The 20,196-nt window shown below is 51.3% G+C and carries 24 protein-coding genes; 12 read left to right on the forward strand and 12 right to left on the reverse strand.

Annotation, left to right across the window (positions count from 1 at the left end):
• Positions 1-49: 49 nt before the first annotated feature.
• Both GS601_RS02350 and accC read left to right on the forward strand, forming a co-directional pair.
• Complete coding sequence (locus GS601_RS02350; protein ID WP_162421651.1) at positions 50-280, forward strand: hypothetical protein; 231 nt, start codon at positions 50-52, stop codon at positions 278-280.
• Positions 281-482: 202 nt separating this feature from the next.
• Positions 483-1,835 (forward strand): acetyl-CoA carboxylase biotin carboxylase subunit, encoded by a 1,353-nt coding sequence (gene accC, locus GS601_RS02355; RefSeq protein WP_162421652.1) that lies wholly within the window; start codon positions 483-485, stop codon positions 1,833-1,835.
• 173 nt (positions 1,836-2,008) lie between these two features.
• On the opposite strand, the gene GS601_RS02360 is transcribed toward accC, so the two are convergent.
• Complete coding sequence (locus GS601_RS02360; RefSeq protein ID WP_162421653.1) at positions 2,009-2,296, reverse strand: YggT family protein; 288 nt, start codon at positions 2,294-2,296, stop codon at positions 2,009-2,011.
• 204 nt (positions 2,297-2,500) lie between these two features.
• Between GS601_RS02360 and psbX the strand changes: the two genes are divergently transcribed.
• The 4 genes from psbX to GS601_RS02380 all read left to right on the forward strand — a co-directional run bounded on the left by psbX (position 2,501) and on the right by GS601_RS02380 (position 4,906).
• Positions 2,501-2,620, forward strand: a complete 120-nt coding sequence (gene psbX / locus GS601_RS02365; protein ID WP_162421654.1) for a photosystem II reaction center X protein — start codon at positions 2,501-2,503, stop codon at positions 2,618-2,620.
• Positions 2,621-2,838: 218 nt separating this feature from the next.
• Positions 2,839-3,612, forward strand: a complete 774-nt coding sequence (locus GS601_RS02370; RefSeq protein ID WP_238392912.1) for a Ycf66 family protein — start codon at positions 2,839-2,841, stop codon at positions 3,610-3,612.
• Between the two features lie 117 nt (positions 3,613-3,729).
• A complete protein-coding gene (locus GS601_RS02375; protein ID WP_238392913.1) occupies positions 3,730-4,281 on the forward strand; it encodes a TolB family protein in 552 nt (183 codons plus the stop codon).
• An 85-nt stretch (positions 4,282-4,366) separates the two neighbouring features.
• The gene (locus GS601_RS02380) at positions 4,367-4,906 is read left to right on the forward strand and encodes a TolB family protein (protein ID WP_338016938.1); all 540 of its coding nucleotides are present in this window, start codon (positions 4,367-4,369) and stop codon (positions 4,904-4,906) included.
• Positions 4,907-4,918: 12 nt separating this feature from the next.
• Here the strand turns inward: GS601_RS02380 and GS601_RS02385 are convergent, their stop codons facing one another.
• Together GS601_RS02385 and GS601_RS02390 are read right to left on the reverse strand one after the other, a co-directional pair.
• Positions 4,919-5,095 (reverse strand): chlorophyll a/b-binding protein, encoded by a 177-nt coding sequence (locus GS601_RS02385; protein WP_162421656.1) that lies wholly within the window; start codon positions 5,093-5,095, stop codon positions 4,919-4,921.
• Complete coding sequence (locus GS601_RS02390; protein WP_162421657.1) at positions 5,092-6,078, reverse strand: succinate dehydrogenase/fumarate reductase iron-sulfur subunit; 987 nt, start codon at positions 6,076-6,078, stop codon at positions 5,092-5,094. The genes GS601_RS02385 and GS601_RS02390 overlap by 4 nt, the downstream gene beginning before the upstream one ends.
• A 746-nt stretch (positions 6,079-6,824) precedes the next feature.
• On the opposite strand from GS601_RS02390, the gene GS601_RS02395 reads away from it, so the two are divergent.
• Positions 6,825-7,229, forward strand: a complete 405-nt coding sequence (locus GS601_RS02395) for an AbrB family transcriptional regulator (protein ID WP_162421658.1) — start codon at positions 6,825-6,827, stop codon at positions 7,227-7,229.
• Positions 7,230-7,368: 139 nt separating this feature from the next.
• A complete protein-coding gene (locus GS601_RS02400; RefSeq protein WP_238392915.1) occupies positions 7,369-8,133 on the forward strand; it encodes a CPBP family intramembrane glutamic endopeptidase in 765 nt (254 codons plus the stop codon).
• A 59-nt stretch (positions 8,134-8,192) separates the two neighbouring features.
• Here GS601_RS02400 and GS601_RS02405 read toward each other — a convergent pair whose 3' ends face one another.
• Complete coding sequence (locus GS601_RS02405; RefSeq protein ID WP_338016939.1) at positions 8,193-9,011, reverse strand: DUF1868 domain-containing protein; 819 nt, start codon at positions 9,009-9,011, stop codon at positions 8,193-8,195.
• Between the two features lie 126 nt (positions 9,012-9,137).
• On the opposite strand from GS601_RS02405, the gene holA reads away from it, so the two are divergent.
• Both holA and GS601_RS02415 read left to right on the forward strand, forming a co-directional pair.
• Positions 9,138-10,127, forward strand: a complete 990-nt coding sequence (gene holA / locus GS601_RS02410) for a DNA polymerase III subunit delta (protein WP_162421659.1) — start codon at positions 9,138-9,140, stop codon at positions 10,125-10,127.
• Between the two features lie 162 nt (positions 10,128-10,289).
• Positions 10,290-10,766, forward strand: a complete 477-nt coding sequence (locus GS601_RS02415; RefSeq protein ID WP_238392916.1) for a DUF4168 domain-containing protein — start codon at positions 10,290-10,292, stop codon at positions 10,764-10,766.
• Between the two features lie 153 nt (positions 10,767-10,919).
• Here the strand turns inward: GS601_RS02415 and aroQ are convergent, their stop codons facing one another.
• The 5 genes from aroQ to glyA all read right to left on the reverse strand — a co-directional run bounded on the left by aroQ (position 10,920) and on the right by glyA (position 15,716).
• The gene (aroQ, locus tag GS601_RS02420) at positions 10,920-11,378 is read right to left on the reverse strand and encodes a type II 3-dehydroquinate dehydratase (RefSeq protein ID WP_238392917.1); all 459 of its coding nucleotides are present in this window, start codon (positions 11,376-11,378) and stop codon (positions 10,920-10,922) included.
• 5 nt (positions 11,379-11,383) lie between these two features.
• Positions 11,384-11,521 (reverse strand): hypothetical protein, encoded by a 138-nt coding sequence (locus tag GS601_RS22800; protein ID WP_202924798.1) that lies wholly within the window; start codon positions 11,519-11,521, stop codon positions 11,384-11,386.
• 166 nt (positions 11,522-11,687) lie between these two features.
• Entirely contained in the window at positions 11,688-12,953 is a 1,266-nt protein-coding gene (locus tag GS601_RS02425; RefSeq protein ID WP_162421662.1) for a competence/damage-inducible protein A, read from the reverse strand.
• Between the two features lie 195 nt (positions 12,954-13,148).
• Positions 13,149-14,123 carry an MraY family glycosyltransferase gene (locus tag GS601_RS02430; RefSeq protein ID WP_338016940.1) on the reverse strand — a complete coding sequence of 325 codons (975 nt, stop codon included), beginning with the start codon at positions 14,121-14,123 and terminating at the stop codon, positions 13,149-13,151.
• A 309-nt stretch (positions 14,124-14,432) separates the two neighbouring features.
• The gene (gene glyA, locus GS601_RS02435) at positions 14,433-15,716 is read right to left on the reverse strand and encodes a serine hydroxymethyltransferase (protein WP_162421664.1); all 1,284 of its coding nucleotides are present in this window, start codon (positions 15,714-15,716) and stop codon (positions 14,433-14,435) included.
• A gap of 364 nt (positions 15,717-16,080) precedes the next feature.
• Here glyA and glmU point away from each other — a divergent pair, with 364 nt between their 5' ends.
• The gene (gene glmU, locus GS601_RS02440; protein ID WP_162421665.1) at positions 16,081-17,439 is read left to right on the forward strand and encodes a bifunctional UDP-N-acetylglucosamine diphosphorylase/glucosamine-1-phosphate N-acetyltransferase GlmU; all 1,359 of its coding nucleotides are present in this window, start codon (positions 16,081-16,083) and stop codon (positions 17,437-17,439) included.
• Positions 17,440-17,492: 53 nt separating this feature from the next.
• On the opposite strand, the gene GS601_RS02445 is transcribed toward glmU, so the two are convergent.
• The 3 genes from GS601_RS02445 to GS601_RS23485 form a co-directional block, all read right to left on the reverse strand.
• Complete coding sequence (locus GS601_RS02445) at positions 17,493-18,443, reverse strand: isoaspartyl peptidase/L-asparaginase (RefSeq protein ID WP_162421666.1); 951 nt, start codon at positions 18,441-18,443, stop codon at positions 17,493-17,495.
• Positions 18,444-18,519: 76 nt separating this feature from the next.
• Entirely contained in the window at positions 18,520-19,170 is a 651-nt protein-coding gene (locus GS601_RS02450; RefSeq protein ID WP_238392926.1) for a Uma2 family endonuclease, read from the reverse strand.
• Positions 19,167-19,334 (reverse strand): DUF2256 domain-containing protein, encoded by a 168-nt coding sequence (locus tag GS601_RS23485; RefSeq protein WP_162421667.1) that lies wholly within the window; start codon positions 19,332-19,334, stop codon positions 19,167-19,169. The genes GS601_RS02450 and GS601_RS23485 overlap by 4 nt, the downstream gene beginning before the upstream one ends.
• A 107-nt stretch (positions 19,335-19,441) precedes the next feature.
• Here GS601_RS23485 and GS601_RS02460 point away from each other — a divergent pair, with 107 nt between their 5' ends.
• A complete protein-coding gene (locus GS601_RS02460) occupies positions 19,442-20,191 on the forward strand; it encodes an RNA methyltransferase (protein WP_162421668.1) in 750 nt (249 codons plus the stop codon).
• Positions 20,192-20,196 lie beyond the last annotated feature (5 nt).

Below are 20,196 nucleotides of genomic sequence, written 5' to 3' on the forward strand. Positions count from 1 at the left end.
GTAAGGTTTAGCCTAACGCATGTAGGGCAATTCTAAAGTGTAGGTAACCATGACTCAGGACTCCCGTCCGCCAATTGAGCTTTCCGTTCACGAATCGGCTGACCCCAACGCCATTAGCGCTAATCCGGAGGCAGAAGCTTCTAGTAAGACAAACGATTTGAACAACTCCGTTCATGACGATGAAAATGTTGACGTTCCTATTCCAGGTCTTGATGATGACCATAGAACCAAGACCCTAGGGGATGATCAAATCACCACTGTAAACCGCAGTGCCGGATAAACCTACTGTTTACGGGTTGATTAACCCAGGCGCTTTAACCCTAAAGGGTTGAGCGCCATTTTTTTGTAGGAGATGGGTTGCTTTGCTAGCGTAAAAGGCATCTTCCACTCGATCAAGCAACTTAATATGAGATTTCTGAGATTTCTATCGGAAGACCCGCAGAACCGGATATCCTACTTCATACGGAACCTAGTCACCCAAAATGCACTTCTCAAAAATTCTCATTGCAAATCGGGGGGAGATTGCCCTACGCATCATCCGCACCTGCGAAGAAATGGGCATTGCAACGGTGGCAGTGCATTCCACCATCGATCGCAACTCGCTCCACGTCCAACTTGCCGACGAAGCCGTGTGCATTGGCGAACCTGCCAGCAGCAAAAGCTATCTCAACATCCCCAACATCATTGCGGCTGCCCTCACCCGCAACGCCACTGCCATTCACCCCGGCTACGGCTTTTTGGCAGAAAACGCTCGATTTGCCGAAATTTGCGCCGACCACAAAATCTCTTTTATCGGTCCATCTCCCGACTCGATCCGCTCTATGGGAGACAAGTCCACCGCCAAAAAAACGATGGAGCGCTTTGGCGTGCCCACGGTTCCGGGCAGTAAAGGCTTGGTGCAAAACGAAGAAGAAGCCCGCGCGATCGCTCAAGAAATTGGCTACCCCGTCATCATCAAAGCAACCGCAGGCGGCGGCGGACGCGGAATGCGCCTCGTCACCCTAGACGAAGACTTGGGCAAACTCTTCTCTGCCGCCCAAGGAGAAGCCGAAGCCGCCTTTGGAAACTCCGGTGTTTATGTCGAAAAGTTTGTGCAAAACCCTCGACACATCGAGCTTCAAATTCTGGCAGACAGTTACGGCAACGTGATCCACCTTGGTGAACGAGAATGCTCGATCCAACGGCGGCACCAAAAGCTGCTCGAAGAAGCACCAAGCTCTGCCCTTACCTCAGACCTGCGAGAAAAAATGGGAAATGCCGCCATCCTCGCCGCAAAATCAATCAACTATATCGGAGCCGGAACCGTTGAGTTTCTCCTCGACAAGTCTGGCGACTTCTACTTTATGGAAATGAATACGCGAATCCAGGTCGAACATCCCGTCACCGAAATGATCACCGGCATCGACCTGATCGCTGAGCAAATTCGCATTGCCCAAGGGGAAAAACTGAGCCTCACCCAAGATCAAGTTCAACTGCGTGGACATGCGATCGAGTGTCGGATCAATGCCGAAGACCCCGATCACAACTTTCGCCCCAGCCCCGGCAAAATTAGCGGCTACTTGCCTCCCAGTGGTCCTGGCGTCCGCATGGATTCCCATGTTTATACCGACTACGAAATTCCGCCCTACTACGACTCTCTGATCGGAAAACTGATCATTTGGAGCCACGATCGCCCCTCTGCCATCCGCCGCATGAAGCGTGCCCTCCGCGAATGCGCCGTCACCGGGCTTCCCACCACGATCAACTTTCATCAACGCATTCTCGAAACCGAAGAATTCCAGCGCGGTGAAATTTACACCAATTTCGTGGATACCGTCATGATGCCAAAGCAGTAAAGCGGCAGAGCTTTTCATTAGCTAACGACACCTCCTGCATCGTCTACCGTCCTTTCACCCCAGTAAAGTTATCACTTCGAGTTGAGGGGAGATGGGGGCATGAGTCAATAGGCGGTAGATTGTCAACCTTGACAGACCACTAGACTCCCCCTCTCCCAACCCTAAACCCGACCTTAATGCAGCGCCATCGTAATCAACCCCTGCTGACCTAACAACAACTCCCTTACCAGGCTAAAGATCCCAACCCAAAGAATTGGCGTAATATCTACCCCACCCAACGGCGGAATAATTTTTCGCGAGGGTGCTAAAAACGGCTCCGTCGGAATCGCTACCAAATTAAACGGAAACTTGCTCAACTCCACCTGAGGGTACCAAGTCAGCACAATCCGAAAAATGAAGAGAAAGGTCATTAACCCAAGTAAAAGACTAAACGACCAAGCGGCAACTGTAGAACCTGTCATAACCTGAAGCGCGTAAATGTTTAAGCTTTGTAACTCTTTCTCATTCTATCGAGAATCGGTCAACCTCATCAAACTCTCTACCCTTGAGCCTCTTTGCCCATCTTGCCCCGTGCTCGGTCGCCCCTGTCCCGATCTATACAACTTTGTGACAAACCATTAAAATTATTAGCACTTGGTTGTTATCTTCAAAGGATAGTAAAGTCCATGACTCCTTCTTTAATGAACTTTTTGCTGAGCCTCCTTGCAGGCGTTCTGATCGTTGTCGTTCCAGCAACGGTGGGACTGATCATCATCAGCCAAGCCGACAAGGTGCAACGCGGCTAGAGACTGCCCTCCAGCCCATGATTGTAACTCATTAACCTTTCTAACTAAGCTGGAATGACCAGCGATCGCACCGCTGAGCCTCAGTCCCTGTCGAACCCTTGCCCACCGGGTAAGTATGCTCACAGACTGAGGTTTTTGCTTGCCGTTGCGTGAAGATTTCTAGTGGAGATTTCAATCATTAGCCGCTAACATAGGTCTTATCTAGGAGAAGAGATCGAATGAGTATGTTTGATATAGGTTTGGCGAGCAGTTCGCACCTTTACCTGGCGCAAGTTGCCTTTCAGTTTAATCTGGCAAGCGTGACGGGAATCGTCCTTGCTGTGGGCGGCGCGGCTCTCTATGCCGTGCGATCGCTGCGTCCTCATCTCTCACGAGATCATGATATTTTCTTCTCCGCCGTTGGTCTGTTGTGCGGTCTCATCCTGATTTTTTACGGCTGGCGCTTCGACCCAATCATGCAATTTGGTCAAGTTTTGCTAAGTGGCTCCGCAATTTTCTTCGTCGTTGAAAATTTGCGATTGCGCCAAGTCTCGACCGAACAAGCCAAACGCGGTGCGCCGATCGTTGATACCGAACGTCCGGTTAGCCGGGTCTACCAAGCCGACTTTGACGATCGCGACATGTTTGATGATCGTTCTGGACGGAGTATTCGTAGTGGTCGAGATGGGCGATCGCGCGATGACTACGAAGATCGCCCAGTGCGCCGAACCAACCGCAACGAGCCTCGCCTCGCCCCTGCCGATCGATCCCGCCCTCGCCGCCCCTCCGATGACCCGCTTGTGGATGATGTCAACGATACATCCGGCGGATGGGGCAGCAGTTCCCGCAGTCGCACCAGTCCTCGCTCATCCCCAAATCGGTCTTCTAGCCGACCCAAGCGCCGCCCTTCTGAAAACGTTAACCGACCCAGCAGACCTGATGAACCTGCAAATTATGTAGATTACCGACCGATCGAACCTGACGACAACGAGCGGGACAACTGGAGCCAATAGCTCACTGAAGTCACGGTCAAGCCGATGTCAAGTCGATTCAAATCTTGGGCGAGGAGCGTACAGTATTAGTGCGCTCCTAATTTTTTGGGCTAAATCCTGATGTTTTGAGGGAAAGCGTTGAACTGGAATGCGATGCGGCGAGGTTCTTTGGTCATAGTAGGCTGGCTTTTGCTGAGCAGTTTGGCTGCCTGTAGCTCTGGTGAAACGGTGCAAGGCGGGTCGTTTCTCAATAGCCGCTACAACGATGAACAACCCGCCTTGAGTGGGGATGGTCGCCTGCTTGCCTTTGTCTCTGATCGCGGCGGCGGACGCAACATTTTGGTGTATAACCTAGAGGAACGGCGCTTTATCGACATGCCGCGTCTCAATCGTCGCAATGCGATCGCAGAAAGTCCCAGCCTTAGTTACACCGGGCGATACTTAGTCTACTTATCGAGCGATCGCGGCATTCCCGAACTTCGCCTCTACGATCGTGCCGTTGGGCAATCTCAATCGCTTCTATCGCTCTATCAAGGCTGGGTACGCCATCCAAGCATCAGCCCTGACGGGCGCTATGTCACCTTCGAGAGCAGCAGTCGCGGACAGTGGGATATTGAAGTATTCGATCGCGGTGCCGGGATCGAGTTAGATATTCCCGATGGGCGTCCTGTTGTGCCACCGGGTCTCTAGGTGAATCTACGTTGAGGTAAACCGCAAACCGACCTTGAGTTGCATGTACCCTAAGGTAAACAGATTTGAGTTAAATGTATTTGGTGTGAACCCGTTTCATGTGCTTCTGCTGGCACCAATCGCGGTAACCTTGACCACGCTCCTCGGCGGCTGTGGTGGAAATCGCTTGATTGGGTTTCCCTTCGATCCGGTTGGCGGACGCAGTTTAAATAGTTCCTTTGCCGATCTAAATCCGCGCATTGCCGGACGCTTTATTGTGTTTGCCTCTGATCGGCGTGGCAATCAAGATATTTATCTCTACGACACGATCGCCCAACGGCTGATCGATCTCCCCGGACTCAATGCCTTTGACACGGTTGAATCGAACCCATCCATCACCCAAGACGGGCGCTACATTGTGTTTGAAGGCAGCCGCCAAGGACGCTCTGGAATCTACCTCTACGATCGCGAGTTTCGCCAATTGAGAAACCTGACTGAGCCGATTCGAGCGCAAGTCCGAAATCCGGTGATTAGTGCTGATGGGCGCGCGATCGCATTTGAGACAAACGCCAGAGGTCAGTGGGATGTGCTGGTGTACAACCGCACTGGGCAACCTTTGCCGGGAATTCAAACTGACCCTCGATGAGATCGGCACCCGCTAAAAGCCCAGCCATGTAAAGAAATCTTGACGGGTGAAAAACTCGCGGATCAGCAGCGCCACAAAGCCAATCATGGCAAATCGCCCATTGATTTGTTCGGCATAAGCTGTCCAACCAAACCCAGGCTGGGGCTGGTTATCTGCCGTCCGGTTTGGATCTCGATCTTCAGTAGTCATGATGATGTCGCCTCAAATGCTTGAATAGAGTCGATCAGCGATCGTACCTGTTTTTGACCCTGCGATGGCTCAAACTTGCCCGGAAACTTGCCGCGACCGATCATCCGCAACCCCAACGGTGCAAGGCTGACCAAGCCTGCCAGATCCCTGAAACTGTTGCCTACCACTCGAAGCCCAAACTGGCGCTCATCGATCCAGCCGCCTTGCTTCACAAGATCGATCAGCGTCTTGCGATGACGAATCGAGCGGCTCTCATGCCCATCTTTACGCACCAAGATTTCCTGCTTAATTTTGCCGATTTGATCCATCGGTGCAACCTCCATCGGGCAGACCGAATTGCAATTATAGCAGCGAGTACAGCCCCACACGCCGTCGGTAGAATAGTTATAGTTCTCTAGCCGCGCTTCCGTTTCCCCGTCGCGGTTATCAGCCACCAGGCGGTATGCCTTCGCCAAAGCATGAGGTCCAACAAACCTGGGATTGACCTCACGAGCATTACAGTCTGAATAGCATGCCCCGCACATGATGCAGTTGCCCGTTTGGTTGAGCTTGGCGCGATCGTCGGGCGATTGCAAAAATTCCCGCTCTGGAACCTGCCGAGATGCCGTGCTGACGTAAGGATCAATGGCTTTCAGGTTGCCCCAAAAGTCTTTCATATCCACAACAAGATCTTTGATCACAGGCATGTTGCCAAGGGGCGCTAAGGTAATTTCTGGAATTGCGGCAGATGCAGCAAATCGCGCCACCTCGCTACCAACATTTTCTTTGCAGGCTAAAGCAGAACGCCCATTAATCCGAACGGCACAACTTCCACAAATTGTATTGCGACAATTTTTACGATAAGCAAGCGTTCCGTCTTGCTCCCATTTAATCTGATTTAGACAATCAAGTATTGTATTTCCCGGCTCAACATCAAGCGCAAAGGACTGAATCTGTGGTGCGCGGGTCTCATCCTGCCGAACAATCTTAAAGACAACTTGCATTCTAATGACCGCAATTCTGAACTCTAGAGGGTTAAGTTAGACAAACTTATGAGCAACAACTGTGTGTGAATCGAATCATTCTTTAATGAAAATTAAATTTGACAGGAATTTGTCTTTACCAAAAAAGACATAACTCAACACGATTGTTTTAGCTCCATTGTTTTGCAAATTTTTACCCAGGTTTAGTGTAACATCACCCCCTAGGATGAAACGCGCTTTTGACGGATTTGAAGGTCGAAAAATCTAATATCTAAGGCTCTGAAATCCGTAGTTTGGGTGGTCTACCCTCCGGATGCAACTCTACCAAGCAAGCTAAATTGCGCCGCTGCTCCCAAACCCAAGGAACCTCTGCTTCTACTAAAGCCACTAAATCTAAAGTTTCAAGTCTTCCAAAGGTCTGTTTTTTGCTCGTCATGCACCTTTCTAGAGAAAAGGTTTTTAGAGAAAACGATTTCTGCGAAGTGCATAATTTTCTCTATTTTTTCGCAGCAAGTTGGCTGGTTTTTTGTCGTTAACCTTGCAGGCAATCGCCACTAATTTATAAATTGGGTTTGAAAACTTGAATCAGATTTTTAGAGCAATTAAGCGTTTCTCTAAGGTTGCAAACCCAATTTGAAATTAATAGTAAAGGAATTTATTCAAAAGCCCTATTCAAATAGAATCGTTTAGAGATATATTCTATAAAGTCAAACGTTTGAGTTGACGCTAATCACCATTTCGGAAATCGTAGGGATATTCTGTAGCAGATGACTGAACCTGCAAACACTCCTTTAACGGGGAAGGCATTACTTCAAAAAGTCAAAGAACTGTCGCACTTGCCGCGTCGGGAAACAGCAAAGCGTTGCGGTTATTACACCGTTACCAAAAATGATCAGACTCGCGTTAATTTGACCGATTTCTATGATGCGTTGCTGGTCGCGAGGGGTGTTCCTCTCGGTTCGGAAGGGTCAAAAGATGGGCGGGGACGGGAACCGACCTATCGGGTGAGTGTGCATCAAAATGGTCAGATTGTCATTGGAGCCGCCTATACCAAAGCCATGGGCTTGAAGCCAGGAGATGAGTTTGAAATTAAGCTGGGCTACAAGCACATTCATCTCATTCAGCTTGATGCAGATAAGAGTGATAAAAATGGCGATAATGACGAGGGATGAGGAGTAGAAATGCTTCTCTAGCCGATTGGCGTTAGCAGGTCATCAGTTGTCCTTGAATTTTTTATTGCTACCCTTTTTTAATTCCGTTGGTTTTTTTATCACCGAAGCGCCAACGTGGTTAGAAATAGGGTTCTTTTTTTTGATTTGGAGTTTACTTTGGTTGCCGATCGCAGTTCCATTGGCGATCGCGCTCCGGTGGCGACCCCCCAAACCGCCAGAAATCAGCCAAAAACTTCCCCTGCTTGCCTCCCTGTATCTTCTCGCTCCCGTTGTGCTGTGGGGCGTCGCACGGCTTCAGAACCTTCCGTTTGCCACCTTTGGCTGGCACTGGGATAGGAGCGTTTTAACGTCGCTTGGTGTGGGAGTTGGCATCGGCGCGATCGGGCTGATCCTGTTGTTTGGGCTGCAAACTCTATTTGGCTTGATCCGGTGGGCAGCACAAGATTGGCGATCGCTAGCAGGTGCGATCGCCTCTGGCTTGCTGATCGGACTGGCGATTGCTGGCATTGAAGAACTGGTGTTTCGCGGCTTTGTGTTTGGTCAACTGCTGCAAGACGTTGATTTTTGGACGAGCGCGATCGCGTCTAGCATCCTTTTCGCCCTCCTCCATCTGATTTGGGAAGGTGTAGAAAATATCCCTCAACTTCCAGGACTCTCGCTAATGGGCGTTGTGTTGTGCCTTGCCGTATCGTTTAAGGCGGGACAACCCGACTTGGGGCTAGCTTGGGGGTTACATGCAGGCTGGATCTGGGCAATGACAAGCCTAGACGCTGCCAAATTCAGCTACACGGGGCGCGCCCCAGATTGGCTGACCGGACTTGATGGCAAACCCCTTGCCGGGTTTGCAGCCCTAGGGTTTTTGCTGGCAACGGCAGGCATCGTTTTGGCGATGCTGCCCAGTTGATGTCTCTCTTGCCTCACAGATGACCAGCGTCAGAGCCAAACGCAACCTTCAACGGGTGCTCAAAACTCGAACGTTGCCCAATCAGGTTCGCGAAAGTAGGTTGCCATGTCATCAAATTTGCGAACCTCAGCCGTGTAGACCCAAAAATCAAAACTACTGCCAATCCACTGCTGGTTTAGGGCATCCAAAGATTGGACGAGTGCTGCTTTGTCTAGATTAGGCTCGAGTTCGCCAAAATAGCCCAGCGTAATGTGCGGCGTGAAATAGTACTGCTGCTCGATTCCCAACTCGATCACATCTGGGTTTTGGTAAATGGCTCGGCGAAGGCGAATCACCCGATCGTAGGCATCTTCATCGGTCGGTGCAAGGCACAGTGCGATCGCGCGCGTCATGACCATCAGCCCCAACACCTGAAACCGAAGCGGCGCATTGTTCGCCATCGGCTCACACTGACGGAAACTACTCGCCACGCGATCGCGCAGTCGCTGATCAAATCCGGGGGTTTCGCAAGCATGGCGGTAAGCGCTATCCCAAATCAAATCTGCCAGCGTCAGGTGAAAGCTGTCTGGCGGCACAAGCGCCAAAATATCGGCTCCTATCTGCTGCTGAAGTTGCCGCTGATAGGCGTGAAGATAGTCATATAGCGCGACATTTTTCTGATCGTCTTTGCCTGCGGGCGTCACCACAGCAAACCCTGGAAACGGCGTCGCCTGCCAGCCCTCTGCTGAGCGCTGGAATTTGGGGGATTCCTGGAGATGCTGCGCCTGAGACCTATGGGTTTCGGGCAGCGTTAGCCGCATGACTCGGTTGAGGTAAGTCTGATAATTTTCGTCCAACTCGATCGCCTCGTCGCTTAACTCGATAAAGTAGAAATCCACTCTTAATCTAACGGCAAATGAGCAATCTACTCTGCGTAAATGGCGACAACAATTTGTGAAAACTCGTGAAACGGGGATCGCGCTTCAACAAACGTAAAGAAGATTGGGGAGTCGAAACAGAGGAATATGCCGATTTATCTGTATTGGGGCGAAGATGGGTTTGCGCTTTCAAACGCCGTGAAAACCTTGCAGCAAAAAACCCTCGACCCGACTTGGGAAAGTTTTAATTTCGACAAAATTTCTTCTGAGCACTCTGATGCGGTGATGCAAGCCCTCAATCAGGCAATGACTCCCCCATTTGGCGCGGGCGATCGCTTTGTCTGGCTGGTCGATACGACCCTGACCCAGCGCTGCTCAGAGGAGCTATTGAGAGACCTCGATCGCACCTTGCCCGTGCTGCCTGAGACAACGACGCTGCTGCTCACCAGTGCTACAAAACCCGATGGACGCCTAAAATCGACCAAGCTGTTGCAGAAACATGCTCAGATTCAAGAATTCTCTCCGATTCCGCCCTGGAAAACGGAGCTTCTCACACGGCAGGTTGAGCGCGTTGCTCAAGAAACCGGCGTCAAACTTACCGCTAGCGCTGTGGGCTATATAGTTGAAGCCGTGGGGAACAACACCCGGCAACTCTACAGCGAACTTGAGAAAATCCGTGTGTTTGCAGGCGATACAAATACGGCATTAGCGGTCGATGCGATCGCACCCCTGATCACCGCTAGTGCCCAAAATAGCCTTAAACTCGTGGCTGCCATTCGTCAGGGCAACACCGCTTCTGCGTTGGAACTCGTGGCTGATCTAGTTCGTCAAAACGAACCTGCCCTTAAAATCGTCAGTACCTTGGTTGGGCAGTTTCGCCTGCGGCTCTGGATCAAGCTGATGCAGGAGACAGGCGAACGAGATGAACTGGTGATTGCCAAAGCTGCCGAACTCAATAACCCCAAACAACTCTATTTTCTCCAAAGGGAGCTTTCTGGGATTTCGGTGAGGCAATTGCAGCGATCGCTGCCCATTTTGCTCGACCTAGAGTTTGCTCTCAAGCGGAGCGCCGATGAAACTCTGGTGCTGCAAACCAAAGTGATTGAACTGTGCCACGTCTTTCGCCGACCCAAATAAACGCTATGTTGTTGTCAATTAGACTAAATCTAGGGAGAATTGCCTCAAATTTTTGGGAAACCTTTTAGGATTTTGCCCGTTTTCTGGAACTTATTGCCAATAAAATAATTCATGACATATGAACCTCAACCGTGTGCTAGTTTGCGGAACGTCACACCCTCTATGATGAAACGTGCTTTCTCTCTCTCTGCTCGAATGCAGCAACTTTTGGCTCACTCTCTCCTAGTGGGAAGTCTCTCTTCGATCGCGCTGCTGTGTGGGTGGACTCCCACATTCTCTGGTCACTCTGCTTCGTTTGATTCTGCTGCCTTTGCTCAAGAGCCTCCGTTTACGCGGTACGTTCGGGCGGCGGTAGAAATTGAAAAAACGCGACAACGCCTGCTAGATCAGGTCAAGCAGCTAACAGGTGGCAGCGTTCCCAGCAATGTTTGTCATTCTGACAATATCGAAAAAATTAATTCGGGTATCCGAGATCAGGTGAAAGGCATCTGCGATACGTTTGCGGCGCAAGCTGGGCAAATTGTGGCGCGCAACGGGCTGAAGCGAGAAGAGTTTAACCAGTTTCAGATGAAAGCTCAGCAAGATTCAGGGGTGCGATCGCAAATCAAAACTGAAATCCAACGATTGGGGCTTCGCTAGCTCCCCCGTTTCACCTTGCCCTAACCTGTCTGTAGTCAGCATAAAGTTCCAGCACTGACTACAGACATCTGCATTTCTGACGTTAAGCGCGGCACACTATCGTAAATGCTTATGCTAGTCGCTCTTTAAAGGGAAGCAGAAAAATCTTAAAAATCACGAGTTTTGCTGCAAATAATTCACCAGCGCGTGTAACCCCAGCCGATAGCTATCCGCGCCAAATCCGCAAATCTGCCCGATCGCAACTGGTGCAATGTAGGAATGGTGACGGAATTCTTCTCTACGGTGAATATTGCTTAAATGAACTTCTACGGTAGGCAGGTTTACGCCTGCGATCGCATCTCGAAGCGCCACGCTCGTATGGGTATAGGCTCCTGGATTAATCAAAATGCCGTTGTGGCAATCCACAGCATCGTGAATGGCATCAATCAAAATCCCTTCGTGATTAGATTGCAGACAGGTCAAGCTTACATTCAAGCTTTGAGCCTCTCGCTCCAACTGCTTGGTAATTTCGCCTAGCGTAACCGCTCCGTAAACTCCAGGCTCTCGTTTACCCAGAAGATTAAGGTTTGGTCCGTGGAGAACCAAAATATTGTACACAGTCAGAACTTGCAACTCCTCTAGCGACGATAACGGCGATCGTCTACCGGAACGGGAATGGGTTCAGCTTCGGGCTGAGATTCGGGACCCAAAAGCGCCTCAATGAGTCTTCGCCCCCACTCTTTTAGCTTTTCTATAACCTTATCGATGTAATCCATTGAGCAGACAACTCCTGCGATATGTCTGAACTTTTGCCAAAGCTGCGATGCAACTTACATATTAACAAAAGTCTAATTTGATATTAACAGGGAGTCACATTAATTCCAATGCTTCCCTTGAGGTATTCGTGATGACTTTTTGATTCTAACGAAAGATAGGGAAAGATCAAGATCCCCGCAAATTGGATAGGGAAGAGACTATCTGCCGCCGGAGTTGATCCAGCGCACTGCACGCGCTAACGTGCCGCACCCAGTCTCGCCCGCGATCGCCAAAGCGAAACTCAAAACTAGTTACGTTGTCGGCAGCCGCTAAGCCGATATAGACTAAACCCACGGGTTTGGCGGTGGTGCCGCCGTCAGGTCCGGCAATGCCAGTGATGCTGAGTCCCCAGGTGGTGTTGAGGCGCGATCGCACTCCCGATGCCATTTGCTCAGCCACGATCGCGCTCACCGCTCCGACCTGCTCTAGCGTCTGCGATTCAACACCCAAAAGCTGTTCCTTCACGGCATTATCATAAGAAATGATACCCCCCATAAAGAAAGCTGAACTGCCGGAGACAGCCGTTAGCATCTGCCCCAATCCGCCCCCGGTGCACGATTCTGCGATGCTCAGTGTCGATTGAGTCGCCGTCAGCAGTTCACCAACCACCGATGCCAGCGAGTCTTCATCCGCCCCGTAGCAATCGATGCCTGCCAGCCGACGTAGCTCCTTTTCAACCGGAGCGATGAGCGCATAGGCTGCCTCTCTAGACGCCGCTTTGGCAGAAACACGCAGTTTAACTTCTCCAAAATTGGCGTAAGGCGCAACCGTTGGATTTTGTAGATCAAAAAAAGATGAAACAGTTTCTGCCAGCATCGACTCCGAGATTCCCCAAAATCTCAAGGTTCGGCTGGCGATCGTGGCTTGCCCCCATCCGCGAGTTTTAAGATAGGGCACCGCGATGTGCTGCCACATGATCCTCATCTCGCTGGGGACGCCCGGAAACGTTAGAATCGTCAGATTTGGGCGCGGCTGCCAGATCATCCCCGGAGCGCTGCCGACTGGGTTGTAGAGCATCTCTGCCCCTTCGGGCAAAAGTGCCTGCTTGCGGTTGTTATCCGTCATCTGGCGACCCCGCTCGGCAAATTTTTGAGCGATGTCTTCAATAATTTCTGGCTTTTCGACCAATGGGGTGGCGAAAAAGGCTGCGATCGTTTCAGTTGTCAAATCGTCAGGCGTCGGTCCTAATCCACCGGTGAAGATGAGTAGATTAGAGCGATCGCTTGCCCCTGCGATCGCACGTTTTAGGCGGTCTGGGTTGTCTCCAACCACCGTTTGAAAATAATGAGGAATGCCCAGTTCAGCTAACTGCTGCGCCAAAAACTGAGCATTAGAATTCAAAATATTACCGAGGAGTAACTCAGTGCCGACGCTAATAATTTCTGCACTCATAAAATAAATTCACCAGCCGGATCTGGACTGAATTCAGAATACTGCCTAGGGGTCTGTCAAGATTGAAATGGGGGACTGGGAATCGATAGGTGGATGAGTGGATGGGTAACATCTCCATCTGCCCCTCTGCCCTCTCACCCCTCCACCCATCCACTCAAAGCTAACAATCTACTAGCGCCGAAAATGGTTTGGAACTTAACGAGCCGTGCGCCAAACTTGCCAACTGGTCAAACTCAGGATCACCGTTGCCCCGATCGCATAGCCCAATCCGCTCGGCATCCCTGCCACTGCCATTGCCAAGCTTCCTGCCCATAGCGTCAGCGAATAGATAAACAAAACCGCCAATCGATGGGACAATCCTGCATTCAATAGGCGGTGATGGAGATGACCTTTATCGGCAACGAAGGGCGACTTCCCCCGCCGCAGCCGATCCAAAATAACCGCAGACATATCGAGAATCGGCACCGCTAAAATCACGTAGGGCAACAGCACTGCAACCGTTGTCACGCTCTTTACCAACCCAATCACCCCGACCCCTGCCAAGGTAAAGCCGATGAAATATGCGCCGCCGTCTCCCATAAAGATTTGGGCTGGATTGAAGTTATAGCGCAAAAATCCCAGCGTTCCTCCGGCTAAAGCGGCAGCGATGATTGCCGCCGCAGGCTGCCCCATAAACAGGCACGTCCAAAACATCACCACTGCTGCAATGCCCGATACGCCCGCCGCCAAGCCGTCTAGACCATCGATCCAGTTGATCGCATTTGCCATGCCAACGAGCCAAATCACTGTAATTGGCAAACTAAACCAGTCGGGTAGTTGGATCAAGCCGCTTGCCGGATTGGTCAGAAAGTCAATCTGAACGCCCGATTGCCACGCTAAGCTTGCGATCGCAATTTGCAAAATCAGACGAGTTTTTGGCGAAAGGTTGAACACATCGTCGGCAAGCCCGATCAGGAAAAAAGCAATGCCACCCAAAGCAACCGCCCACACTCCGGACTCATCTTTCGGGTTAAGAACGCCAAAGCCGCCTGCCCACCAGACGACCAAGAGCGCGACCAAAACGCCTGTAAAGATCGCCACGCCGCCCAACCGTACCATCGGGCGTTGGTGAACTTTGCGACTGTTGGGCGCATCGACCAATCCCGATCGAAGACCAATCTTTCTAATCACAGGCGTACTCAGAAAGACCACGAAGGCTGATAGTAGGAATGCAGCTAGAAAGGGCATCAGAAATTGTAGGTTGGGGACTAGGAATCGTCAGGCAGAGTGTACTACAGATTTGATGATACTCAGCAAAGAATTATTAAGCGCAACAAAATTCTAAGGTCTAAGCTTGAATATTTCTATCTCTCGAAAGTAGATGGGTGCCTGCCTACAAAAAGAGCACCCCGAAAAGGTGCCCTTGTAACGGTTATTCACGAAATCAAGCTAGAAACTGGACAGATCTGCCCGTTCAGCCCACCATCTTAGCCCAACATTTTAGACCAGCGTTGGAACCTGAGTGCCCAAGTGAGGGTAGAGCGGGAAGCGATCGCACAGGGCTGCCACCCGCTTTAAGCAAGCTTCTGTGGTGGTTTCATCGTCCGGGTTGAGCAAGCGATCGGCAATAATATTGGCGATTTCAGTAAATTCGGCGGTGCCCATGCCGCGCGTGGTCATGGCTGCCGATCCCAGCCTCAAACCACTGGTGACAAACGGCGACTCAGGATCAAACGGAACCGTATTTTTGTTGGCAGTAATATTAACGGTGCTGACTAACCCGTCTGCAATTTTTCCGGTCATGCCGATCGATCGCAAATCAACCAGCATCAGGTGATTATCCGTCCCATCAGAGACAATTTTAAAGCCCCGCGCTTGGAGTTGGGCTGCCATCGCCTGAGCGTTGGCGATCACGTTTTTGCAGTAAGTCTTGAAGTCTGGCTTGAGCGCTTCGCCAAAGGCAACGGCTTTTCCGGCGATCGCATGCTCTAAGGGGCCACCTTGGGAACCAGGGAAGACGGCTTTATCTAACTGCTTACCGAGGTCAGCATCGCGGGTGAGAATCAGCCCGCCCCTTGGACCGCGTAGGGTTTTGTGGGTCGTGGTGGTAACCACATCACAGAACGGAATCGGGTTCGGGTGATGCCCAGTAGCAACGAGACCCGCAATGTGGGCGATATCTGCCAATAGATACGCGCCGACTTCATCTGCGATCGCACGGAAGGCGGCAAAATCAATGATGCGCGGATATGCCGAATAGCCGCAAATCAGCAGTTTAGGACGATGCTTGAGCGCCAAGTCGCGAATATGATCAAAATCTAGCTGCTCGGTGGCTTGACTGACGCCATAGTGATGCACGTTGAACCATTTGCCCGACACGTTGACGGGTGAGCCATGGGTGAGGTGTCCTCCGTGAGACAAATCCATCCCCATGATGGTGTCGCCCGGTTTTAGCAGCGCCAAAAACACGGCAAAGTTTGCCTGTGCGCCAGAGTGAGGCTGCACATTTGCGTGGGCTGCACTGAATAAAGCTTTTGCTCGATCGATAGCAATTTCTTCGATGCGATCGACAAACTCGCAGCCGCCGTAATAGCGCTTGCTAGGCAGCCCTTCAGCATATTTATTGGTCAACACTGAGCCTTGAGCCGCCAGCACTGCCGGAGAGGTAAAATTCTCGCTAGCAATCAATTCCAAGTGGTCTCGCTGACGTTGCAACTCTTGGTAAATAAGGTCGGCAACAGCAGAGTCAGTCTGGGCAAGAAAGTCTGAATTGGTTTGAGTCACAACACAAGTCCTTGATTTCGGAATTTGGAATTCGCGATCGCCCCTGAACAGCAGTTCGACAGAGCCGAAACAGTCTTCCCCCGAGTCTCTCCCCTAAAGGCTTCAAACCCTACTGTCGTTGCTCTTGCTGGGGAAAAGCAGTCGAGAGAATGAAGGCTGCCAAACTCACGTCCATAGACGACACGAACTACCAGATTGGAGTTTCGATCATAACGTTGATCACGGCTTCAGCAACGGAGTTAATGTTGAAGTTTGCAAAAAATTGTTTGGATATTGTTTGGATAAGGTGGGGACATGGAAAAGGGCGTGTAGGGATGCCGATGGCACGGTATACTCCGTTGGAGTTTAGACACAGAAGGACGTTATGGTAGCGGTCGCAATTCTGGCAGCAGGGCGGGGCACGCGGATGAAATCGGATTTGCCTAAAGTACTGCATCCTTTGGGTCAACGATCGCTAGTGCAACGGGTTTTAGACAGTGTGGCAGGGCTAAAGCCATCCCGTCGTCTGGTGATTGTGGGCTATCGGAGTGATCGGGTGCGCGAAGCTCTGGCAGAATATCCGGCAGCCCTTGAATTTGTGGAGCAAACCGAGCAACTCGGCACAGGTCACGCGATTCAACAACTGCTCCCCCATTTAGAAGGGCTGGATGACGATCTGCTAATTCTCAACGGCGATGTTCCGCTCTTGCGTCCTGAAACCTTAGAATTATTTCTCAATACCCATCGAGAAAAAGGCAATCCAGCCTCTATTTTGGCAGCGCATCTTCCCACTCCTAAAGGCTATGGGCGGGTGTTTTGCGACAGTCAGCAAAATTTGCAGGCAATCATTGAAGACCGCGACTGCACCCCACAGCAACGGCAAAATCACCGGGTAAATGCAGGGGTGTATTGCTTTCGCTGGAAAGATTTGGCGGAGGTGTTGCCAAAGTTAAGCACTAATAATGATCAAAAAGAATATTATCTAACCGAGGCTGTGAATCTTCTTAGCCCGGTCACAGTGTTTGACGCAGACGATTATCAGGAAATTTTGGGGATCAACGATCGCAAGCAACTTGCTGAGTCGTACACGGTTCTTCAAACGCGAATTAAAGATGATTGGATGGCGCAAGGTGTGACGATCGTTGATCCGCAAAGTGTCACGATCGATGATTCTGTCCTGCTTCATGCCAACGTGGTGATCGAACCGCAAACCCATCTGCGCGGGAAAACGACGATTCAGGCTGGGAGCCGCATTGGGCCTGGAAGTTTGGTGGAAAATAGCACCATTGGGGAAAATGTGACGGTGCTGTTTTCGGTGGTTTCTGACAGTGTGGTGCGCCCTGAAACGCGGGTGGGACCTTACGCCCACATTCGGGGTCAAGCCGAGGTGGGAGCCGGATGCCGCATCGGCAACTTTGTGGAATTGAAAAATGCTCAGCTTGGCGAAAAGACGAACGTGGCGCACCTGTCTTATGTGGGGGATGCCACGCTGGGCGATCGCGTCAATATCGGCGCGGGAACGATCACGGTTAATTATGATGGCGTCAACAAGCACCGAACCACGATCGGCGATCGCAGCAAAATCGGGTCTAATAATACCCTGGTTGCGCCGCTCACCATCGGTGAAGATGTCACCACAGCAGCGGGTTCCACCATTACCGAAGATGTGCCAAATGATTGTCTGGCGATCGCGCGATCGCGGCAAACTGTCAAACCTGGATGGCGACCAAAAGAGAAGTTGTGATCTGCTACCCGCAAGTCTGTTTGCTGCTGGCGCTTCTGGTAGGTTAGGCAAGGCTAGGCGGTGCCCACCTGAACACCCATCGCCATATCGAGCGTATCGCCCATACCCTCGCCATTGTGATAGGCAGCAAGCAAGACTTCACTGGTTTTTCCCCAAGCGATCGCGCCGGTGGCATCCAGCGCGATCGCGCCCAAATCTCGATGGTGCTGTCCCGCTTCAGAAAACGACTTTTGCATGGCAGCCTGGAGCGATTGCCCATCCGTCACCCGAATTACGATGCGCGGGGCAAGGCATTCATCAATGATGTCTTCCCCAATCCCGGTGCAACTCACTCCCGCCTGAGCCGTTGCATAATTTCCCGCAGGCATCGCCGAATCACTGACGCGTCCGATCCGCTCAAAACCCTTGCCGCCCGTAGACGTACCGGCAGCAATCTGCCCGTGGGCATCGAGTGCCACTACCCCGATCGTGCCCCGTCTTGCGTCTGACACAAGTTCTCGCTCAGCCACCACCCCTGCCATGGCTTTATCAAAATTGCCTGCCCGCTCTTGAATCCATTCTTGCAGGCGAACTTCAGTTAGAGGGTCATAAAGCGGCAAGTTGAGTTCTCGCAGAAGCTCTGCCGCTCCACACTCGGAAAGCACGCGATCGCTAGAATCTTGCAGAAATGCCGCTAGGTCAATTGGATTTTTCATCCGAGACGTGTTGATCACGCCGCTAAAGCTTTGTTTCGCCCCATCCATCAGGGAAGCGCTCATGCGAATCTGACCGTCGGATTGCAGCACAGAACCCGTTCCAGCATTAAAGCGCGGATCGTTTTCTAAAAGCTGACACCCTAAAACCACGGCTTCGGTTGCTGCCACGCCCAACCCTAGCTGCGCGTGAACTTCCTCAACCACCGCAAACAGCGATCGCCGCACGGCTTCTGCGCCGCCTTTGCCTTTAAGCGAGCTTCCGGCTCCTCCATGAATGATCAGTTTTGGCTGAACACGATTCGCTGACATGGCAATCCTCTTTAAGCAAAATTTAAGCAAAATCTTCGGTCAAGAGCTTACCATGCTGACCGATCCGTTCGCCCGATCAAGTCACCGACTCACCCATTTGCACCAGTTGAGCGACAGTGATATTTAGCTCTGGAAACGCTGGAGATGCGATCGCATCCTGCCCTTTAAACAGCGTGACAGAGTACTCATCGTCGGACAGGACATACACTGAAACCGTCGGTTCTTTAGGAGATCCGATCAGCCGTTTTGCGCCCAACCCTCGATAATCGACGACCCAATATTCAGGAATTCCTAACAACTCGTACTCAGCTAGCTTTTTAGAATAATCAGCCCGCCAGTTGGTGCTGACTACCTCGATCGCAAGTTTGGCAGACGCCCCAGTTGAAATCGTGGACGCTTTTTTCCAATAGGGATCAGCCCCGATCGTTTCGCGGTTGAGAACAATAATGTCAGGCAGGTACGCTTCAAACTCTTCTACGGGTCTAACCAAGCAGCTTCGAGGAATGAAGTAGGGTAGCCCTAATCGATAAATTTCGAGCGTTAACTGATCTGAAATAAATCCTCCAACTTGCTCATGAGGACCGATTGGGCGCATCTCTACTACTGCTCCGTAATGAAGTTCATATCGTCCTCCGTCTTCGGGATATTGCACGAGAAACTCGTCGAAAGTGAGTTTCTGAGGCTGGTCTTGCGGCTGGTCTTGTGACTGAGATAGAGATTGCATCATGGCATTTCCCCTGGGGTAGCTTGTGATTTATGACGGCGGCAGCGATCGGAGCAATATTTCACGTCGTCCCAGCAATCTGCCCATTTTTTGCGCCAGGTGAAGGGCAGATTGCAGACAGGGCAGATTTTGGTCGGTAGGGCAGATTTTGCGCGATGGCGAGGCATAGAAAGTAAGTGGAGTAGGCGTTGGTCATCGTTAAGCGGTAGCTTAGAACTCAGGCTAGATAATCCTAATTCTAAGTTTTCTTCAAAATTGAATCTGATCTAATCCTATGTCCGACACTGCCTTATCGAGAGTTCGTATTGTTTTGGTTGAGCCTGCGGGAGCACTAAACCTTGGCTCGATCGCGCGCATTATGAAAAATATGGGATTGCGTCACCTCGTGTTGGTGAACCCTCAGTGCGATCGCACCTCTGAAGAGGCACGGCGAATGGCAGTCCACGCGGCGGATGTCTTGGAAGGGGCAACGATCGCAGCGAGTTTACCGGAAGCGCTGAGCGGGTGTCATCGGGCGATCGCAACCACCACCCGGACGCGGGCGATCGCAACTGCTCTCGAACCGCCGAAAGCTGCCCTGCCCTGGCTGCTCAACACCCCTTCGACCGAACACTCAGCCTTGATCTTTGGCTCAGAAGAACACGGGCTAAGCAACGAAGCCTTGAACTACGCTCAGCGATTTGTCTGCATTCCCTCTAGCTCGGAGTATGCCTCTCTCAATTTGGCGCAAGCCGTTGCTGTGTGCTGCTATGAGCTTTACCAGTTGACGCAAGCCCCGGTTCAATCTGCCGTCTCATCTCCCCCTGCCGAGGACGCGATCGCCGCGATCGATACCTTGGAAGACTACTATCAGCATTTAGAAACAGTGTTGCTAAAAATTGGCTATCTTTACCCCCACACGGCAACGAGTCGGATGGAAAAGTTTCGTCGCTTGTTTAACCGTGCCGCTCTGTCTGACCCAGAGGTTGCCATGCTGCGCGGCATTTTGCGACAGATCGATTGGGCAATAGAGAACAAAAGCTAGACCTC

The organism is Myxacorys almedinensis A (assembly GCF_010091945.1).
Taxonomy (GTDB): domain Bacteria; phylum Cyanobacteriota; class Cyanobacteriia; order Leptolyngbyales; family Leptolyngbyaceae; genus Myxacorys; species Myxacorys almedinensis.